Consider the following 19,582-nt stretch of genomic DNA (forward strand, 5'->3'; position numbering starts at 1 on the left):
TCGCAGTGCCAACTAAAAAAAACCTTGGAGCACCACCTCATGTCCCAGACGTTTTACAAGAAAGGCTTTCTGGCCCTCGCAGTGGCTACTGCGCTGGGTGTTTCTGCGTTTGCTCAAGCCGATATCAAGATCGGTGTAGCGGGTCCGATGACCGGTGCCAACGCGGCATTCGGCGAGCAGTACATGAAGGGTGCACAGGCGGCGGCCGATGCGGTCAACGCGGCGGGCGGCGTCAATGGGGAAAAAATCGTTCTGGTCAAAGGCGATGATGCCTGCGAACCGAAGCAGGCCGTGACGGTCGCCAAGGACCTCACCAACCAGAAAGTCGCCGGCGTGGTCGGTCACTTCTGTTCCTCGTCGACCATTCCAGCGTCGGAAATCTACGACGAAGCCGGGATCATCGCGATCACCCCGGGCTCGACCAACCCGCAGGTGACCGAGCGTGGCCTGAGCGCGATGTTCCGTATGTGCGGACGTGACGATCAGCAAGGCATCGTCGCCGGCGACTACATCGTCGACATGCTCAAGGGCAAGAAAGTCGTTGTCCTGCACGACAAGGACACCTACGGCCAAGGCCTGGCGGACGCCACCAAGGCTCAGCTGGAAAAACGCGGCGTCAAGCCCGTGCTGTACGAAGGCCTGACCCGTGGCGAGAAAGACTTCAGCACCATCGTCACCAAGATCCGTGGCGCCGGCGCCGATGTCGTCTACTTCGGCGGCCTGCACCCGGAAGCCGGTCCGCTGGTTCGCCAACTGCGTGAACAGGGCCTGAAAGACGTCAAGTTCATGTCCGACGATGGCATCGTCACCGACGAACTGGTGACCACCGCTGGCGGCCCGCAATTCACCGATGGCGTGCTGATGACCTTCGGCGCCGACCCGCGCCTGCTGCCTGAAAGCAAGACCGTAGTGGACGCGTTCCGCAAGGCCGGCACCGAGCCTGAGGGCTACACCCTGTACGCCTACGCCTCGGTTCAGACCCTGGCCGCCGCGTTCAACGGCGCGAAGAAAAACGACGGCGAAGCCGCTGCCAAGTGGCTGAAGGCCAACCCGGTGAAAACCGTGATGGGCGAGAAGACCTGGGATGCCAAAGGCGACCTGAAAGTCTCCGACTACGTGGTTTACCAGTGGGACAAGGACGGCAAATACCACCAGCTGGAAAAGCAGAAGTAAGGGCTGAAGCGATCAGTTAATCCACGATTTCCTGTGGGAGCGAGCTTGCTCGCGAATCCGGAGTGTCAGTCGCCATAAACGGTAGCTGATGCACCGCTTTCGCGAGCAAGCTCGCTCCCACAAGGGCCGGTTGGTTTTTCTGGACGCGCTCCGACATTGCTCCGACGTACATCTGTATTTTTCCTAGAAGAACCGCGCACCCTTGGTGCGCAGGTTCTCACTGCGTGAGATTGCGTTATGGATGGTATTTTCCTGCAGCAACTGGTCAATGGCCTGACCCTCGGGTCGGTCTATGGCCTGATCGCCATCGGCTACACAATGGTCTACGGCATCATCGGCATGATCAACTTCGCCCACGGCGAGGTTTACATGATTTCCGCTTACCTGGCGGCAATCAGTCTGGCTCTGCTGGCTTACTTCGGTATCGAATCCTTCCCGCTGCTGATGCTCGGCACGCTGATCTTCACCATCGTCGTCACGGCGGTGTATGGCTGGGTCATCGAGCGTGTTGCCTACAAACCCCTGCGTAACTCGACTCGCCTGGCGCCGCTGATCAGCGCTATCGGTATTTCGCTGATCCTGCAGAACTACGCACAGATCGCTCAGGGCGCCAAACAACAGGGCGTGCCTACCCTGCTGAGCGGTGCCTGGCGCGTTGAAGTCGGCAGCGGCTTCGTGCAACTGACCTACACCAAAGTCTTCATCCTGATTGCCGCGTTTGTCGGCATGGGACTGCTGACCTACGTCATCAAATACACCAAGCTCGGCCGCATGTGCCGCGCGACCCAGCAAGACCGCAAGATGGCCTCGATCCTGGGGATCAACACCGACCGGGTAATTTCCTACGTGTTCATCATCGGTGCAGCCATGGCGGCACTTGCTGGTGTGCTGATCACCATGAACTACGGCACGTTCGACTTCTATGCCGGCTTCATCATCGGCATCAAGGCGTTCACCGCAGCGGTACTTGGCGGCATCGGCTCACTGCCCGGCGCCATGCTCGGCGGGATCATCCTCGGCATTTCCGAGTCGCTGTTCTCCGGTCTGGTCAACTCCGACTACAAAGACGTGTTCAGTTTCTCGCTGCTCGTCCTCGTACTGGTCTTCCGGCCGCAGGGCCTGTTGGGCCGTCCTCTTGTGTCGAAGGTGTAAGCGATGTCTGCAACCACTGAAAAATCCATCGATATCAAAAAAAGTCTGGTCGAGGCGATTCTTGCCGGCCTGATTGCGCTGATCGTGTTCGGGCCGATTGTCGGCGTGGTCCTCGACGGCTACAGCTTCAACCTCGAAGCGACGCGCGTGGCGTGGATCATTGCCATCGTCATGGCCGGGCGTTTTGCCCTCAGCCTGTTCCTGCAGACGCCCAAGGGCCTGAAGATCCTCGACGGATTCGAGAGCAGCGGTTCCGGCGTGCACGTGCTGCCGGCGGATTACAAATCGCGGCTGCGCTGGATCATTCCGTTGATCATTGTGCTGGCGATCATCGTGCCGTTTGTTTCCAACTCCTATCTGCTTGGCGTGGTCATCCTCGGTTTGATCTACGTGCTGCTGGGGCTGGGGCTGAACATCGTGGTCGGTCTGGCCGGTCTGCTCGATCTCGGCTACGTGGCGTTTTACGCCATCGGTGCCTACGGTCTGGCGCTGGGCTACCAGTATCTGGGACTGGGCTTCTGGACCGTGCTGCCACTGGCGGCGATCACCGCAGGCCTGGCTGGCTGCATTCTCGGTTTCCCGGTGCTGCGCCTGCACGGTGACTATCTGGCGATTGTAACTCTGGGTTTCGGTGAAATCATTCGTCTGGTGCTGAACAACTGGCTGTCCCTGACCGGTGGCCCGAACGGCATGCCGGCGCCACTGCCGACGTTCTTCGGTCTGGAGTTCGGCAAGCGCGCGAAGGATGGCGGGGTGCCGTTTCACGAGTTCTTCGGCCTGACCTACAACCCGGACGTGAAGTATTACTTCATCTACGCGGTGCTGTTCCTGGTGGTGCTGGCGGTGCTGTACGTCAAGCATCGGCTGGTGAAAATGCCGGTCGGTCGCGCCTGGGAAGCTCTGCGTGAAGATGAAATCGCCTGCCGCTCGATGGGCCTCAACCACGTGCTGGTCAAGCTCTCGGCGTTCACCATCGGTGCGTCGACGGCGGGTCTGGCCGGGGTGTTCTTCGCCACCTATCAAGGCTTCGTCAACCCGACCTCGTTCACCTTCTTCGAATCGGCGCTGATCCTCGCCATCGTCGTGCTCGGCGGCATGGGCTCGACCATCGGCGTAGTCATCGCTGCGTTCGTACTCACCGTCGCCCCGGAACTGCTGCGCGGTTTCGCTGAGTATCGAGTGCTGCTGTTCGGCATCCTGATGGTGTTGATGATGATCTGGCGACCACGCGGGCTGATCCGCATCAGCCGCACCGGGGTCAAACCACGCAAAGGTGCCATTCACTACGAGAGGACTGCGCCATGAGTGAAGTCGTACTCTCTGTGGAAAAACTGATGATGCATTTCGGTGGCATCAAGGCTTTGAGCGATGTCAGCCTGAAGGTCAAACGCAATTCGATCTTCGCTCTGATCGGCCCGAATGGCGCCGGCAAGACCACGGTGTTCAACTGCCTCACCGGTTTCTACAAGGCCTCGGGCGGCAAGATCGAACTCAACGTGCGCGGCCAGCAGACCAATGTCATCCAGTTGTTGGGGGAGTCGTTCAAAGCGACCGATTTCGTTTCGCCGAAATCCTTCTTCAGCCGGCTGTACTACAAGATGTTCGGCGGCACCCATCTGGTCAATCGCGCAGGTCTGGCCCGGACGTTCCAGAACATTCGCCTGTTCAAGGAAATGTCGGTGCTGGAAAACCTGCTGGTCGCGCAGCACATGTGGGTCAACCGCAACATGCTCGCCGGCATCCTCAACACCAAGGGTTATCGCAAGGCGGAGAGCGATGCGCTGGATGTCGCGTTCTACTGGCTCGAGGTGGTCGATCTGGTCGACTGCGCCAACCGGCTCGCCGGTGAACTGTCCTACGGCCAGCAACGGCGTCTGGAAATTGCCCGCGCCATGTGCACCCGGCCGCAGATCATCTGCCTCGACGAACCGGCCGCCGGCCTCAATCCTCAGGAAACCGAAGCGCTCAGCGCGATGATCCGGCTGCTGCGCGACGAGCACGATCTGACCGTGGTGCTGATCGAACACGACATGGGCATGGTCATGAGCATTTCCGATCACATCGTGGTTCTCGACCACGGCATCGTCATCGCCGAAGGCGGACCGGAAGCGATCCGCAACGATCCGAAAGTGATCGCAGCCTACCTGGGCGCCGACGAAGAGGAGCTGGTATGAGCCAACCGATCCTCGAATTGCGCAATCTGGACGTGTTCTACGGCCCGATCCAGGCGCTCAAAGGCGTTTCGCTGCAGATCAACGAAGGCGAGACCGTCAGCCTGATCGGCTCCAATGGCGCCGGCAAGTCGACCTTGCTGATGTCGATCTTCGGTCAGCCCAGAGCGGCAGGCGGGCAGATTCTTTATCAAGGCGTCGACATTACCCACAAGTCCTCGCATTACATCGCCTCCAACGGCATTGCGCAGTCGCCGGAAGGGCGGCGGGTGTTCCCCGACATGACCGTCGAGGAAAACCTGCTGATGGGCACCATCCCGATTGGCGACAAGTACGCCAAAGAAGACATGCAGCGTATGTTCGAGCTGTTTCCACGGCTGGAAGAGCGGCGCAATCAGCGGGCGATGACCATGTCTGGCGGTGAACAGCAGATGCTCGCCATCGCCCGTGCGCTGATGAGCCGGCCGAAGCTGTTGCTGCTCGATGAACCGAGCCTTGGACTGGCGCCGATCGTGGTGAAGCAGATTTTCGCTACCCTGCGTGAATTGGCGAAAACCGGCATGACCATTTTCCTCGTCGAGCAAAACGCCAACCATGCGCTGAAGCTGTCGGACCGGGCGTATGTGATGGTGAACGGCGAGATCCGTCTGACTGGCACAGGTAAAGAGTTGTTGGTGAATGAGGAGGTGCGTAACGCCTATTTGGGCGGGCACTGAATCTTCGCGCGGTTATACACAGCCCCGGCGACGAGAGTCCCGGGGTTTTTTTATCCCTCCAATTCACCACCTCCCTGTGTAGGAGCTGCCGAAGGCTGCGATCATTTGATCTTGAAAAAAAATCAAAAGATCGCAGCCTTCGGCAGCTCCTACATGGAATCAAGGCATGACATCAAGCGGAATTGAGAATTGTGGAAAACAAATTCTCCAAGCTGCCAAAGCGCGACATATAGACGCTGCAAATGGCTGTTTTTCCACAGTTTTGACTTGTCCCCGGTTACTGTGGAGCTGGCTGTGAATAACGTGGGTGTATCTGGCTGCAAGCCTTATGAAACGTGGCTTGCAGGGATGTGTTTGTTTTTTGATCAGGCATTTTTGCTGGAGCGAGCGGCGTCGTTGTCAACCTTTTTCTGGGGGGCAGAGACATGGCAATTCCATGTGCGCAAGCCTGTGGATAAGTCTGTGACTAAACTCTGGAAAGACCTCGCGGAGCGCCGTAATTGCTGGCCTCGCGCGATCACGCCGGTGAACCGTCCGTCGTGCAAAATGCCCTGTCCCGCACATCCATGACTTCATGGTCAAGCAAAAAACTTTCCATTTCGCCCGCAAAGCCTTGTGTGGCGCGGCTTTGCCCGTTTGCACTTCCCCCCGGAAACTGTGGAGCAGACTGTGGATAACGTGCGTGCACATGGCTACAAGCCACGGTGGCTATGATGTCGGTGCGGTTGGTTGTTTTTTGTACAGCTTGTAGGTGTTGCCCGTGAAAGCGAGGGCGGGCATGCTGCCTGCTGATTTTCTATTCCAAGGGCTGCCGTGGCGGCCGAAGCAAGGAGAACACGATGTCCAACACCCTGTTTATCACCGGCGCGACGTCCGGTTTTGGTGAAGCCTGTGCCCGTCGTTTTGCCGAGGCTGGCTGGAAGCTGGTGCTGACCGGCCGTCGTGAAGAACGCCTCAATGCCCTCTGCGGCGAGCTGTCGAAGCAGACCGAAGTGCACGGTCTGGTCCTCGATGTGCGTGATCGCAAAGCGATGGAAGAGGCGATCGCCAACCTGCCGCCGTCCTTCGCCAGACTCCGTGGCCTGATCAACAACGCCGGCCTGGCGCTCGGCGTCGATCCGGCGCCCAAGTGCGATCTGGATGACTGGGACACCATGGTCGACACCAACGTCAAAGGCCTGATGTACGCCACCCGCCTGCTGCTGCCACGGCTGATCGCCCATGGCCGTGGTGCCGGTATCGTCAACCTTGGTTCCATCGCCGGCAACTACCCGTACCCGGGCAGTCACGTGTACGGAGCAACCAAAGCCTTCGTCAAACAGTTCTCGCTGAACCTGCGTTGCGACCTGCAGGGCACTGGCGTGCGGGTCAGCAACATCGAGCCGGGCCTGTGCGAAAGCGAGTTCTCGCTGGTACGTTTCGCCGGCGACCAGGAGCGCTACAACGCCACTTACGCCGGCGCCGAGCCGATCCAGCCGCAGGACATCGCCGAAACGATTTTCTGGGTGATGAACACCCCGGCGCACATCAACATCAACAGCCTGGAGCTGATGCCGGTGAGCCAGACCTGGGCCGGGTTTGCCATCGAGCGTGACAAGGCTTGATACGCCACTGAACCCTTCGCGAGCAAGCTCGCTCCCACATAAGGCTGCGATCAAGTGTGGGAGCGAGCTTGCTCGCGAAGGGGCCATAACAGGCAATGAATCCCGATAAGGTAAACTCCCCTCGCAACCACCCAACCGCACCCCGCGGTTTTCAAGGTTTTTCGAGGAGTTCAAGTGAGTAACCGAGGTGAGCAGGCACTGCTCAAACAATCGACGCTGCTGATGCTGGCGGTGTCGATTGCCGGGATCGTCACCGGTTTTGTTTCAGGTTCGCAATCCATTCTGTTCGATGGTTTTTTCTCGCTGATCGCAACGTTTATCAAAATCCTGATGCTGATCACCGCCCGGTTGATCGCCAAGCAAAGCAATCAGCGTTTCCAGTTCGGCTTCTGGCATCTGGAGCCGATGGTGCTGCTGATTGAAGGCAGCTTCCTGCTGCTGATTGCGATCTACGCGTTTCTGAACGGCGTGTTCGGCATCATCAACGGTGGCCGCGATATCGAGTTGGGTCTGGTGATCGTCTACGCGGCGGTGTTCACCGTCGTCGAGTTCGCTTATTTCTTCTACGTGCGCCGGCGCAATCGCACGCTCAAATCCAGCCTGATCCAGTTCGACAACATCAGTTGGCTGGTCGACGCGATGCTCTCGGTGGGCTTGTTGATCAGTTTCCTCGCCGCGCTGCTGCTCAAGTCTCAGGGCTATTACGAGTGGGCGGTGTATGTCGACCCGCTGATCCTCATCGTACTCGCGCTGAGCATGCTGCCCCCGGCGTTCAAGATCCTCGGCCCGGCGTTGCGTGATGTGCTGGGCATCGCCCCGGACACGCTGGATGAGCAGGTACGGCAGGTGATGGAGGTGGCGAAGGTCGAGCATGGTTTCGACGATTACGTGTCCTACGTACAAAAGCACGGTCGGGCGCGGTTCATCGAAATTCATGTGGTGCTGCCGGCGGCTTATCCGTTGCGCAATGTCGCGCAGCTGGACGCGTTGCGTGAGCAGATTTCCGCGCAGTTGGGCAAGCCGGATGCGGCGCGGTGGCTGACGATCAGCTTCACCGGGGACAAGAAGTGGATTGCCTGATCACCGCGTAACGGCTATTCGCGAGCAGGCTCACTCCCACAGGTGAATGCATTTCAAACTGTGGGAGCGAGCCTGCTCGCGAAGGCAATCGTTCAGTCAGCGAAGATACGCAGCCAAACCGTGATAGCAGGTCGCCAAATGATAAGGCGTGGTCGAAGGCATGTCCTTGCGACTGACTTCACCGTTTCCATCCCGGCACTCATGCCAGCCCCCGGCGTGCAGAAACCGCTGCTGCAGCGCCTGCAACTGGCGCAGCACCACCGCTTCGCTGTCCGCCCGCAGCGTCAGGGCACGCAGATATTCAGCCTGAGCCCAGATGCGCTGGGTCGAATCCCTTGGTCGGCCATTGCTTTCCAGATCAAGCATCGCCCGTACCGCGCCGCATGATTCCAGCACGCCATATTGTTCGGTAAAGGCAAACGCCCGATCCAATGCCCGATGCAGTTTCGAACCGCGTAACAGCGGCGACGATTCGAGCAGGAAATACCATTCGAACTGATGCCCCGGCTCGTACCAGTTATCCACAGCGCCCAGCGGCTTCTCCATCAACACGCCATATTGCGGATCGACGAATTGCTTGTGCATGGCTGTGCATAACTCGAGCAGGGCGTTCTGCGTCTGCAGGTCTTCGCGTACCGCAAGGGTGGCCAGAAAGGCTTCAGCCAGATGCATCAGCGGGTTTTGCAACGGGCCGGTCTGCAGGGTGATCCAGTCACGTTCAAGGCAGGCTTCGTACAATCCGTCACCGGTGGCGAAACGGCGGCCGATGATTTCCAGCGCGGCGTTCAAGGTCGACTCCGCCAGGGAATCGCCGGACTTGTTCCAGTAATGCGCGCAGGCAAACAGGATGAAGGCGTGAGTGTAGAGATCCTTGCGCTCATCCAGCGGCTTGCCCTGGGCATCGATGCTGTAAAACCAGCCGCCATGCTCGGCATCATGGAAATGCCGTTGCAGGGAACGGAACAGCGCCGCCGCCCGTACTTCGGCGTTATCCACAACCCCGATCAGACTGGAAAACAGATACAGCTGCCGTGCGCAGGCCATCGCCCGATAGCGCTGCACTGGCAACGGCTGGTGTGTAGCGTCCAGCGCCTCATAGGGCAACGCCATGTCGGCGTTCCAGCCCGGGCCTTGCCACAGCGGCACGATGACATGCAGAAAATGCTTCTGCACCTCGGTAAACAGGGTGGTCAATTCGGGCAGGGCGATGGAGCGGGAAGCGTGGGGCATGAGCGGATGTCGTCACGGGCTGGGGCGATTGCGCGACATGGTAGCAGAGAGACTGACATGAGCGATGCGGCGTCTGATCGGCCGCCTTCGCGAGCAGGCTCGCTCCCACAGTGGATTTTGCAGCGTACATAAAACCTGTGGGAGCGAGCTTGCTCGCGAAGAGACCAGTGCAGTCGCTAAACAATCATCCTGCCAACAACCAAACCCCAGTCGCCGCCGAAGCCGCACCCGCCAGTCGCACCAGCGGCGCCGCTGCCTGCGGAAGAACTCGCACCACGCCATAACCGAGCGCATGCAAAACCGCCGTCGCCGCGACAAACCCGGCCGCATACGTCCACGGGCTGCTCATTTCCGGCAACTCCAGCCCATGCGCCACGCCATGGAACAGCGCAAACAGCGCCGTCGCTGCCACCGCCATCACCAGCGGCGGACGTACCGCCAGTGCCACGGCCAGGCCCAGTGCCAATACCGACGCGGCAATCCCGCTTTCCAGCGCCGGCAATTCAAGCCCTTCAAATCCGAGCAGACCGCCCAGCAACATGGTGCCGACAAAGGTGCACGGCAGCGCCCAGCGCGCCGCGCCTTGTTGCTGCGCCGCCCATAAACCGACGGCGAGCATTGCCAGCAAATGGTCAAGCCCGCCAATCGGGTGGCTGATGCCCGCGACCAGACCGCTGTCACCATGTCCCGGGTGGGCGAAGGCCAGCGCCGGAGTCAGCAGCAGCGCCACGGCGCCAAGAATGCGTTTGAGTGTCATGGATAAGCTTCCTTGTTGATAAGTGAGTCAGGCGGCGGTCAGCAAGCCTTGGCGCTCGATGAAGGCGATGATCTGTTCAAGGCCCTGACCGGTTTTCTGGTTACTGAACACGAACGGCTTGCCGTTGCGCATGCGTTTGGTGTCGCTGTCCATCATTTCCAGCGAGGCGCCCACCAGCGGCGCCAGGTCGATCTTGTTGATCACCAGCAGGTCGGACTTGCAGATACCCGGGCCGCCCTTGCGCGGCAGCTTGTCGCCGGCGGAAACGTCGATCACGTAGATGGTCAGGTCGGACAGCTCGGGGCTGAAGGTCGCCGAGAGGTTATCGCCGCCGGACTCGACCAGAATCAGATCCAGCCCCGGAAAGCGTCGGTTCAGTTGGTCGACCGCTTCAAGGTTGATCGAAGCGTCTTCGCGGATCGCCGTGTGCGGGCAACCGCCGGTTTCCACGCCGATGATCCGCTCTGGCGCGAGGGCCTCGTTGCGCACGAGGAAATCGGCGTCTTCGCGGGTGTAGATATCATTGGTGACCACGGCCAGGTTGTAGCGCTCGCGCAGGGCCAGGCACAGGGCCAAAGTCAGCGCAGTTTTGCCGGAACCGACCGGGCCGCCGATGCCGACGCGCAGAGGTTGTGTTTGCATTTCATTCTCCAAAATAAACAGGCCTAAGAGCGGAAGAGACGGCTGTACTGGCGTTCATGGGCCATGCAGGCCAGGGACAGACCGAAAGTGGCGCTGCCGATGTGTTCGGGGTTGATTTGGCTTGCGTCGTGCTGCGCCTGTTGCAGCAGCGGTAGCAGTTCGCTGGTCAGGCGCTGGGCGGCTTGCTGGCCCAGCGGCAGGGTCTTCATCAATACGGCGAGCTGGTTTTCCAGCCAGCTCCACAGCCACGCGGCAAGCGCGTCCTGGGGGCTGATGCCCCAGGCGCGCGCGGCCAGGGCCCAGCACAGGGCCAGATGGGGTTCTGTGATCTGTTCAAGAAAATCGCGGGCGGACGCGTCGAGTTCCGGCAAACCGTTTAACAACTGCTGCAAGGAGTAGCCCATCTGCCGGCTCTCCAGATGCAGCTCACGGGTTTCGCGGCTGGCGCGGTGGCTCTCGCAGAGTTGCCGGAGTTCGGCCCAGTTTTCATCTGCTGCGGCTTGGCAATGCGCCAACAGCAGTGGCGCTTCGAAGCGGGCAAGATTTAGCAGCAGTTGGTCGCTGATCCAGCGTCGGGCGCTGTCCGGGTTGTTCACGCGGCCGTTATCCACCGCCATTTCCAGGCCCTGGGAATAGCTGTAGCCGCCAATCGGTAATTGCGGACTGGCCAGACGCAGCAGCGCCCAGGCCGGATTCACAGGCGCACGCCGAACTGATGGAGTTTCGGCGCGTAGTTGAAGTCTTCGTCACCGTGGCGGGAATGATGATGGCCGCCGCCGTAGGCGCCGTGCTCCGGCTGGAACGGCGCTTCGATGGCTTCGACTTTTGCGCCGAGCTGTTCGAGCATGGCCTTGAGCACGTAATCGTCGAGCAGGCGCAGCCAGCCATCGCCGACCTGCAGAGCGACATGGCGGTTGCCGAGGTGATAGGCCGCGCGCGTCAGTTCGAACGCATTGGCGCAGGTGACATGGAGCAATTGTTCGGGACGGGCGCAGACGCGCACGACGCGGCCGTCTTCGGCCCGCAGGCATTCGCCGTCATACAGCGGTGGCTGGCCGCGCTCCAAAAACAACCCGACGTCTTCGCCGTCGGCACTGAAACAGCGCAAACGGCTTTTGCTTCGCGCTTCGAAAGTCAGGTGCAACTCGGCGGCCCAGACGGGTTGAGGGTCGATTCTGCGATGAATCACCAGCATCGGAAAGCTTCCAGCAATGAACGTTGATTGGGCTAGAGCAAGGGCCGCGCCAATCACAGGAGATGTAGGAAATAGCTGTCGGCGCGTGCCTGATCTTTCAACAGGTGCGGGGATTCTGGAAGGTTTTGGTGCATGAAGAATTTGTCATGCACCAAAGAGAGGCCATGGCGGATGTTCAATGTGGGAGCGAGCCTGCTCGCGAATGCGCCGTGTCAGACAGATGTATTCAGCTGATCCAGCGCTTTCGCGAGCAGGCTCGCTCCCACAGGGGCTTTGCGCTGTGTCAGATAAAGAAGGGGATTACTCGGTACTGCCCAGCCCTTGCCAGTGCTTGAGGCCGATAAAGATGAAGCGCAACTGCTGGGTGATCTTCGCCTGCGGCGTCAGATGCTCCGGCAAGGCTTCGGCCGGTGGGTCGATGATGTCGGGGAGGGTGGCGAACACTGATTTGACGATCAGGTCGGCCATCACGCTCAGACCGGCAATGTCCAGATGTTGCAGCTTGGGCATCAGCGCGAGGTCCGCCGCGAGGTCGGCGCTGATGTTCTCGCGCAAGCGTCCGATTGCCTGCCGGACCGGCAGCGAGCCGCCATATTGTTCGCGGGCGAGAAACAGGAATTGCGATCGGTTGGCGTTGACCACATCAAGGAAGATGCGCACCGACGCGTCGATGATGCCGCCCATGACGAATTCATTGTGCCGCACCAGGCGGATGGTCTCGCGGAAGGTCTGGCCGACTTCGCTGACCAGCACCAGCCCCAATTCGTCCATGTCGGCAAAGTGACGATAGAAACCGGTGGGCACGATGCCGGCGGTCTTGCTCACTTCGCGCAGGCTCAGGCTGCCGAATCCTCGGCCGCTTTCCATCAGGTGGCGGGCAGCGTCCATCAGGGCGTTGCGGGTCTGTTGCTTCTGTTCGGCGCGGGGCAGCATCGCAGGGTGTGTTCTTCGGCAGGACAAGCGCCGCACTCTAGCAAATCGGCTTTGTCGGCGTCGAACGGGGAGTCGTGCAGCGAGGAATTTACAGACGCTGAAAAGTCAAAAGCCCAATCCGCTGATTGGGCTTTTTTGCCGGGCCGTCATGGGCTCAGCTCAGTTTGCTGTTGCGTTCGATCACACGGTCACCACCGCCTTCAGCGAGGGCTTGACCCAGTGGGGTTTTATCGAAGCCGTCATCAGCCAGGGTCTGGCCCTGTGGAGTGCGCTCGGAACCATCGGAAGCCAGGGTTTGACCTTGTGGAGTGCGCTCGGTGCCGTCGGAAGCGAGGATCTGACCTTGCGGTGTGCGATCCGAACCGTCTTGCACCAGACCTTTTTCTTCGAGGCGATTGCGACCGTTTTCAGCCAGAGCCTGGCCTTGTGGTGTGCGATCCGAGCCGTCTTGAACCAGGCCTTTTTCTTCGAGGCGGTTACGGCCGTTTTCAGCCAGAGTCTGACCTTGTGGAGTGCGCTCGGAACCGTCGGAAGCTACGGTCTGGCTGAACACCGAGTGGTTGGCTTTGATTTGCGGAGTAGCCTGATCGGCAGCGGGCAGGGCGAAAGCAGTGCTGGCTAGCATCGACAGGGTAAGGCTGAGCAGTAATTGGCGTTTCATGATAGTGGCTCCTCGGGAGGGCGATAAAGTGGGTACGAGGGCAATGCTACTCTCGATAAGTCGATATAAAAGTTCATAAACGCAATGGTAATAATCAACAGAATTGATTGTTCTGCGCGAAGGCTCTATCTCGGGCGTTTGCGGGCGACGGTTTTGCACCGTCGTGGGTATTTTCGACTCACTCGCGCCTCGCAAAAGTGCGGGTCGCGGTAACACTGCTCGACCGATCGGTCAGATTCACTGCGCTTTTTATGGCTTAAACTGCCTTTCGATTAAACCTGCGGGCCTTTCGCCAGTCACAGACTGCATAGGGGCCGCTTCGGTCTGCCGTTTCAGCTGTGCGTCGGGAAGTCGGCGTGCGGTCGTGATCAGGAGCTTTGTGCATGACGCGCACTGGAAAAATCTTCAGCTGGACCTTCGCCATCCTCGTGCTGCTAATGGCAGCCTTGATTCTGATCATCGTGTTCTTCGACTGGAACCGGATCAAACCCACCATCAACGCCAAAGTCTCGGAAGAACTGCACCGGGCGTTTGCCATCAATGGCAACCTCGCGGTGATCTGGCAGCGCGAGCCGGAAGAGGGCGGCTGGCGTGCCTGGGTGCCGTGGCCGCACGTGGTCGCCGAGGACTTGAGCCTGGGCAACCCGGACTGGTCGAAGCAGCCGCAGATGGTCACGCTGAAACGCGTCGAGTTGCGCATTTCGCCGCTGGCCCTGCTGGCCCAGCGCGTGGTGATTCCGCGCATCGACCTGACCGAGCCGAATGCCGAACTGCAACGCCTGGCCGATGGTCGCGCCAACTGGACCTTCAAATTCGACCCCAAGGACCCGAATGCCGAGCCATCGAACTGGGTGGTCGACATCGGCGCGATCGGCTTCGACAAGGGCCACGTGACTCTCGACGATCAGACGCTGAAGACCAATCTCGATGTGCTGATCGACCCGCTCGGCAAGCCGATCCCCTTCAGTGAGATCGTCGGCGACAAAGCGGCGAAAACCGCCCAGGACAAGGGCGGCGCACCGCAGGACTACGCCTTTGCGCTCAAGGTCAAAGGCCAGTACCACGGGCAGAACCTCACCGGGCAGGGCAAGATCGGCGGCTTGTTGGCGTTGCAGGACGCGAGCAAACCGTTTCCTTTGCAGGCCCAGGCGAAGATTGGCGACACCCGTATCGAACTGGCCGGCACCCTGACCGACCCGCTCAATCTCGGCGCCCTCGACCTGCGCCTGAAACTCGCGGGCGATAGCCTTGGCAATCTCTATCCGCTGACCGGCGTGACCCTGCCGGACACGCCACCGTATTCCACCGACGGCCACCTGATCGCCAAGCTGCATGACGAGGCCGGGGCGAGATTCACTTATGAGAAATTCAACGGCAAGATCGGCGACAGCGACATCCACGGTGACCTGACCTATGTGGCCAGTCAGCCACGGCCGAAACTCACTGGCGCACTGGTTTCCAATCAATTGTTGTTCGCCGACCTTGCGCCGCTGATCGGTGCCGATTCCAACACTGAGCAAAAGGCCCGTGGCGGCGCGAGCAAGCAACCCGCGGACAAGGTCCTGCCGGTAGAAGAGTTCAAGACAGACCGCTGGCGCGCCATGGATGCCGACGTCGAGTTCACCGGCAAGCGCATCGTCCACAGCGAGAAGCTGCCGTTCAAGGATCTCTATACCCATCTGAAACTCAACGATGGCGAGCTCAGTCTTGAGCCGCTGCGCTTTGGCGTTGCTGGCGGCACGCTGGATGCGCAGATTCGCCTCAATGGCCGCACCGAACCGCTGGAAGGCCGGGCGCGTTTGACCGCACGCAAGTTCAAACTGAAAGAGCTGTTCCCGACTTTCGAGCCGATGAAAACCAGTTTCGGCGAGCTCAACGGTGATGCCGACATCAGCGGCCGTGGCAACTCCGTAGCCAAGCTGCTTGGCGGCGCCAACGGCAATCTGAAGATGCTGATCAACGACGGCGCGATCAGCCGTGAGCTGATGGAACTGGCCGGGCTCAACGTCGGCAATTACGTGGTCGGCAAGATCTTTGGCGACAAGGAAGTGAAGATCAACTGCGCGGCGGCGGACTTCGACATCAAGACCGGCCTGGCGACCACGCGGCTGTTTGTCTTCGATACCGAGAACGCGATCATCTACATCGATGGCACGGCAAACATGGCCACCGAGCAATTGGACCTGACGGTGACACCGGAATCCAAAGGCTGGCGCCTGATCTCACTGCGCTCGCCGTTGTATGTGCGCGGCAAGTTCATCAAGCCGGATGCCGGCGTCAAAGCAGTGCCGTTGATGCTGCGTGGGGCGGGGATGGTCGCGTTGGGCGTGATCGCCGCACCAGCGGCGGGATTGCTGGCGCTGGTGGCGCCGAGCGGTGGCGAGCCGAATCAATGCGCGCCGTTGCTTGAGCAGATGAAGCAGGGCAAGGCACCGGTGACCGTTAAACCAACCAGGTAGACCCTGTATCTGATCGTTCCCACGCTCTGCGTGGGAATGCCTCAACGGACGCTCTGCGTCCGCTCTTGGGACGCGGAGCGTCCCTGGCTGCATTCCCACGCAGAGCGTGGGAACGATCAAAAGATCGCAGCCTTCGGCAGCTCCTACATTTGGAATGCGTTCCCCCTGTAGGAGCTGCCGAAGGCTGCGATCTTTTGCTGTTAAGGATTACAGATCGTTGAGGATGTCCGCCATGTCGTCGGCGTGTTCTTCTTCCTGGGCGAGGATGTCTTCGAAGATGCGCCGAGTGGTCGGGTCTTTGTCGCCGATGTACTGGATGATTTCGCGATAGCTGTCGATGGCGATGCGCTCGGCCACCAGATCCTCGTAAACCATTTCCTTGAGCGAGTTGCCCGCCACGTATTGCGCGTGGGACAGCTTGCTCAGCAGGTCGGGGTTGAACTCGGGTTCGCCGCCCAATTGCACGATGCGTTCGGCGAGGCGATCGGCGTGCTCGGCTTCCTGGTTGGCGTGCTCGAGGAATTCGTCGGCGGCGACGTTGGCTTTCAGGCCGTTGGCCATGAAGTAGTGGCGCTTGTAGCGCAATACGCAGACCAGTTCGGTGGCCAGCGACTCGTTCAGCAAGCGCAGCACCTCCTCACGGTTGGCACTGTAGGTCTCGGTGACCGCGCCGTTTTCCACGTGTTGCCGTGCGCGTTCGCGCAGGGTTTGAACATCAGACAAATGCAGGTCACTCATTTCATTCTCCTGGAGGCTAATCCGATAGGCGCCACGTTCTGAAGACGCGGTCGCTACCCAGGTTGTGAGTCTCGAGCGAAGCGAAAAGTTTTATGCGATTTACGCCGGACTCCGTGCAGGAACTGCTGAAGACTGCGATCTCGGCGTCAGTCCGGACAACAGCGCTTCCTCCTGCAACCAGCGAAAAAATGCCCGCACCGGCGGATGGCGCTCGCGGCCGGGCACGCACAGCGCGCTGTAGCCGGCGCCGTCGACCTGCACCTCACCCCGGTAGGGCACCAGCAAGCCGCTGGCGACGCTTTCCGACACCAGAATATTGCTCGCCAGCACCAGGCCCTGACCGGCGATCGCCGCTTGCAGCGCGTAATGTTCCTCGTCGTATGCGCGATTGACCGGATTTTGCTCCAGCCATTGCTCACCCGCCCTGGCACACCACGCCTGCCAGCCATGCGCATACAGCTTCGAGTTGTGCCAGTGCACGCTGATCAAGGTCGGCGTGCGCCGCGCGGCCAGCGCCACTTGCTCGGGCGAGCCGTAAACGCCGAAGGACTCGTCGAACAGACACAGTCCATACAGGTTCGGGTAATCGTCGAGGCTGTAGCGCAAGACCAGATCGACGCTGGCGTCCTGATGCAAATCGATGACCTCGCAATGGGTATCGAGGCGCACATTGATCGTCGGATGCTGCGCATAGAAGCGCCCGAGGCGCGGCACCAGCCACAACGCGGCAAACGCCGCCGTGGTCGACAGTGTCAGGGTGCTGGCATTGCGTTGCGGGCGCAGGGTGTCGACGCTTTGCGCAACCTCCAGCAGCGCGCCGTGCACGCTGTGAAACAGACGCTCGCCAGCCTCGGTCAGGCGCACCTGGCGCGGCAAGCGTTCGAACAGGGCCACACCGAGCCAGTCCTCCAGCGAACGAATCTGATGAGAGATTGCCGTCGGCGTCACCGCCAGTTCTTCTGCCGCAGCCTTGAAGCTCAGCAGGCGCGAAGCGGATTCGAAAGCGCGCAGGGCAGTCAGCGGCAACGAAGCAAACATTGAAAACTCCATGGATGAAATGGATTCATCCCGACTGATTTTTGCTCATTTGAATGTGCGCAGCTGTGGGCTTCAAGCTGCGAGCCACAGGTGAACTGATTGTAGTCGGAGGATTTATAGATGAGCAGGATTCTTGTGGTGCATGGCAGTCCGCGTGGTGATCGGTCGACTTCACGGCGTTTGGCGGAGGGTTTTTTGGGTGCCTGGCAGGGGCGTCATCCTGAAGGGCAGGTGACCCGTCGTGAGGTTGGGCGGGTGCCGGTTCCTGCGGTCAACGAGGCTTTTGTCGCGGCGGCGTTTTATCCGCAACCGCAGGCGCGGCCGTTGGTGATGCAGGCGGATCTGGCGCTCAGCGATCAATTGGTCGACGAGTTGTTCGCGCACGATCTGCTGCTGATTTCCACGCCGATGTACAACTTCAGCGTGCCCAGCGGCCTCAAGGCCTGGGTCGATCAGATCGTGCGGCTGGGGCTGACATTCGATCACACGCTGGACAACGGTGTTGCGCAATACACGCCGCTGTTGCAGGGCAAGAAAGCCTTGATCGTCACCAGTCGCGGCGGTTTCGGCTTCGGCCCGGGTGGTGAACTGGCGGCGCTCAACCATGCCGATCCGTGGCTGCGCACCGCGCTGGGCTTCATCGGTATCAATGACGTCAGTGTGGTCGCGGCCGAGGGCGAGGAATCCGCTGAGCGCACCTTCGCGGTGTCGGTGGCCGAGGCCGAGCAGCGGCTGCTCGAGCTGGCCCGGGAGTTCTGAATGGCCTGGCTGTTTCTGCTGATCGCCGCCGGCTTCGAAGTGACCTTCGCCATGGGCATGAAGTACGCCGAGGGCTTCACCCGCTTGTGGCCCTCCTTGATCACTGTAGTTGCGGCAGTCGGCGGCATCGGGTTTCTGACTCTGGCCATGCGTGACTTGCCGGTGAGCATCGCCTATCCGATCTGGACGGCGATCGGTTCACTCGGCACGGTATTCCTGGGTTTCGCGCTGCTAGGCGAGAGCCTGACGCTACTCAAACTGCTTTCGGTGGGGCTGATTGTGGCAGGAGTGGTGGGGCTGAAGTAGGCTCACCGTTGAGTTGTCATCGTCACGGTGGATGCTTGGCGGGCGTCTTGCACGTCTGGCATCCACTCATCGCGCACAAGGATGTAACCATGTCGACACGTTATCCACTGGTGCTGGTGCCGGGCATGCTCGGCTTTGTCCGGCTGGTGCTCTACCCGTATTGGTTCGGCATCATCAAGGCCTTGCGCCGAGGTGGTGCGACGGTGGTCGCGGTGCAGGTCTCCCCACTCAACTCCACTGAGGTGCGGGGCGAGCAGTTGCTGGCGCGGATTGAGGAAATCCTCCGCGAGACAGGGGCGCAAAAGGTCAACCTGTTCGGGCACAGCCAGGGCGCGTTGACGGCGCGATATGCGGCGGCGAAGCGTCCGGATCTGGTCGCCTCGGTAACCTCGGTGGCCGGGCCGAATCACGGTTCGGAGCTGGCCGATTATCTAGAAAAGCACTATCCCGGCAACAGTGCCAAAGGGCGCTTGCTCGAGGTGTTGCTGCGCCTGATCGGCTGGATCATGGCATTGCTCGATACCGGCTACCACGGGCCGAAACTGCCGGTGGATATCCACGCTTCCCATCAATCGCTGACCACGTCAGGCGTCGCCTTGTTCAATCAGCGTTATCCGCAAGGGCTGCCGGACAGCTGGGGTGGGCAGGGACCGGAGGAGGTCAATGGCGTGCGCTATTACTCCTGGTCAGGGACGCTGCAGCCGGGCAAGACCGATCGGGACGGCAATCTCTTTGACGGTACCAATCGCAGTTGCCGATTGTTCGCCAAGACTTTCGTCCGCGAACCGGGGCAGTGCGATGGCATGGTCGGTCGCTACAGCTCGCATCTGGGCACGGTGATCGGTGATGACTATCCGCTGGATCATTTCGACATCGTCAATCAGTCGCTGGGTCTGGTGGGCAAAGGGGCGGATCCGGTGCGGCTGTTTGTCGAGCATGCGGCGCGGCTGGAAGCGGCCGGGTTATAG

The 19,582-nt window shown here is 60.3% G+C and carries 20 protein-coding genes; 11 read left to right on the forward strand and 9 right to left on the reverse strand.

The annotated features are described in order from the left end of the window. Positions 1-39: 39 nt before the first annotated feature. The 7 genes from AC0Z4S_RS05725 to AC0Z4S_RS05755 all read left to right on the forward strand — a co-directional run bounded on the left by AC0Z4S_RS05725 (position 40) and on the right by AC0Z4S_RS05755 (position 7,896). Positions 40-1,173 carry an ABC transporter substrate-binding protein gene (locus AC0Z4S_RS05725; RefSeq protein ID WP_041480713.1) on the forward strand — a complete coding sequence of 378 codons (1,134 nt, stop codon included), beginning with the start codon at positions 40-42 and terminating at the stop codon, positions 1,171-1,173. A gap of 237 nt (positions 1,174-1,410) precedes the next feature. Further along, positions 1,411-2,325, forward strand: coding sequence for an ABC transporter permease subunit (locus tag AC0Z4S_RS05730; protein WP_253498570.1), 915 nt, complete (start codon positions 1,411-1,413; stop codon positions 2,323-2,325). A gap of 3 nt (positions 2,326-2,328) precedes the next feature. Further along, positions 2,329-3,630 (forward strand): high-affinity branched-chain amino acid ABC transporter permease LivM, encoded by a 1,302-nt coding sequence (gene livM / locus AC0Z4S_RS05735; RefSeq protein WP_016771917.1) that lies wholly within the window; start codon positions 2,329-2,331, stop codon positions 3,628-3,630. Continuing rightward, positions 3,627-4,499: an ABC transporter ATP-binding protein gene (locus AC0Z4S_RS05740; RefSeq protein WP_485622362.1), complete on the forward strand. Its 873-nt coding sequence runs from the start codon at positions 3,627-3,629 to the stop codon at positions 4,497-4,499. The genes livM and AC0Z4S_RS05740 overlap by 4 nt, the downstream gene beginning before the upstream one ends. Beyond that, entirely contained in the window at positions 4,496-5,212 is a 717-nt protein-coding gene (locus AC0Z4S_RS05745) for an ABC transporter ATP-binding protein (protein WP_076565449.1), read from the forward strand. The genes AC0Z4S_RS05740 and AC0Z4S_RS05745 overlap by 4 nt, the downstream gene beginning before the upstream one ends. 839 nt (positions 5,213-6,051) lie before the next feature. Next, positions 6,052-6,816 (forward strand): SDR family oxidoreductase, encoded by a 765-nt coding sequence (locus tag AC0Z4S_RS05750; RefSeq protein WP_485622363.1) that lies wholly within the window; start codon positions 6,052-6,054, stop codon positions 6,814-6,816. A gap of 174 nt (positions 6,817-6,990) precedes the next feature. Next, positions 6,991-7,896 carry a cation diffusion facilitator family transporter gene (locus tag AC0Z4S_RS05755; RefSeq protein WP_485622364.1) on the forward strand — a complete coding sequence of 302 codons (906 nt, stop codon included), beginning with the start codon at positions 6,991-6,993 and terminating at the stop codon, positions 7,894-7,896. A 96-nt stretch (positions 7,897-7,992) separates the two neighbouring features. Here the strand turns inward: AC0Z4S_RS05755 and AC0Z4S_RS05760 are convergent, their stop codons facing one another. The 7 genes from AC0Z4S_RS05760 to AC0Z4S_RS05790 all read right to left on the reverse strand — a co-directional run bounded on the left by AC0Z4S_RS05760 (position 7,993) and on the right by AC0Z4S_RS05790 (position 13,314). Beyond that, on the reverse strand, positions 7,993-9,126 hold the full coding sequence (locus AC0Z4S_RS05760) for an AGE family epimerase/isomerase (protein WP_485622365.1): 1,134 nt from the start codon (positions 9,124-9,126) through the stop codon (positions 7,993-7,995). A 184-nt stretch (positions 9,127-9,310) separates the two neighbouring features. Next, positions 9,311-9,883, reverse strand: a complete 573-nt coding sequence (locus tag AC0Z4S_RS05765; RefSeq protein ID WP_485622366.1) for a HupE/UreJ family protein — start codon at positions 9,881-9,883, stop codon at positions 9,311-9,313. A gap of 27 nt (positions 9,884-9,910) precedes the next feature. Continuing rightward, positions 9,911-10,525, reverse strand: a complete 615-nt coding sequence (gene ureG, locus AC0Z4S_RS05770) for an urease accessory protein UreG (RefSeq protein WP_042608948.1) — start codon at positions 10,523-10,525, stop codon at positions 9,911-9,913. Positions 10,526-10,548: 23 nt separating this feature from the next. Then, positions 10,549-11,223, reverse strand: coding sequence for an urease accessory protein UreF (locus tag AC0Z4S_RS05775; RefSeq protein ID WP_485622367.1), 675 nt, complete (start codon positions 11,221-11,223; stop codon positions 10,549-10,551). Then, a complete protein-coding gene (ureE, locus tag AC0Z4S_RS05780) occupies positions 11,220-11,720 on the reverse strand; it encodes an urease accessory protein UreE (RefSeq protein ID WP_485622368.1) in 501 nt (166 codons plus the stop codon). The genes AC0Z4S_RS05775 and ureE overlap by 4 nt, the downstream gene beginning before the upstream one ends. Positions 11,721-12,020: 300 nt before the next feature. Continuing rightward, on the reverse strand, positions 12,021-12,653 hold the full coding sequence (locus AC0Z4S_RS05785) for a TetR family transcriptional regulator (protein ID WP_039756961.1): 633 nt from the start codon (positions 12,651-12,653) through the stop codon (positions 12,021-12,023). A gap of 154 nt (positions 12,654-12,807) precedes the next feature. Further along, complete coding sequence (locus tag AC0Z4S_RS05790; RefSeq protein WP_253498590.1) at positions 12,808-13,314, reverse strand: hypothetical protein; 507 nt, start codon at positions 13,312-13,314, stop codon at positions 12,808-12,810. Between the two features lie 383 nt (positions 13,315-13,697). Between AC0Z4S_RS05790 and AC0Z4S_RS05795 the strand changes: the two genes are divergently transcribed. Beyond that, a complete protein-coding gene (locus AC0Z4S_RS05795) occupies positions 13,698-15,773 on the forward strand; it encodes an AsmA family protein (protein ID WP_485622369.1) in 2,076 nt (691 codons plus the stop codon). A gap of 207 nt (positions 15,774-15,980) precedes the next feature. Here the strand turns inward: AC0Z4S_RS05795 and AC0Z4S_RS05800 are convergent, their stop codons facing one another. Then, entirely contained in the window at positions 15,981-16,511 is a 531-nt protein-coding gene (locus AC0Z4S_RS05800; protein ID WP_042608942.1) for a ferritin-like domain-containing protein, read from the reverse strand. 99 nt (positions 16,512-16,610) lie between these two features. Continuing rightward, positions 16,611-17,561 (reverse strand): LysR substrate-binding domain-containing protein, encoded by a 951-nt coding sequence (locus AC0Z4S_RS05805; protein WP_485622370.1) that lies wholly within the window; start codon positions 17,559-17,561, stop codon positions 16,611-16,613. A 108-nt stretch (positions 17,562-17,669) separates the two neighbouring features. On the opposite strand from AC0Z4S_RS05805, the gene AC0Z4S_RS05810 reads away from it, so the two are divergent. The 3 genes from AC0Z4S_RS05810 to AC0Z4S_RS05820 all read left to right on the forward strand — a co-directional run bounded on the left by AC0Z4S_RS05810 (position 17,670) and on the right by AC0Z4S_RS05820 (position 19,582). Further along, complete coding sequence (locus tag AC0Z4S_RS05810; protein ID WP_485622371.1) at positions 17,670-18,308, forward strand: FMN-dependent NADH-azoreductase; 639 nt, start codon at positions 17,670-17,672, stop codon at positions 18,306-18,308. Continuing rightward, entirely contained in the window at positions 18,309-18,614 is a 306-nt protein-coding gene (locus AC0Z4S_RS05815; protein ID WP_485622373.1) for a DMT family transporter, read from the forward strand. A gap of 89 nt (positions 18,615-18,703) precedes the next feature. After that, positions 18,704-19,582: an esterase/lipase family protein gene (locus AC0Z4S_RS05820; protein ID WP_485622374.1), complete on the forward strand. Its 879-nt coding sequence runs from the start codon at positions 18,704-18,706 to the stop codon at positions 19,580-19,582.

The sequence above is a fragment of the Pseudomonas sp. 1L-B-1-E-C1 genome (assembly GCF_057291835.1).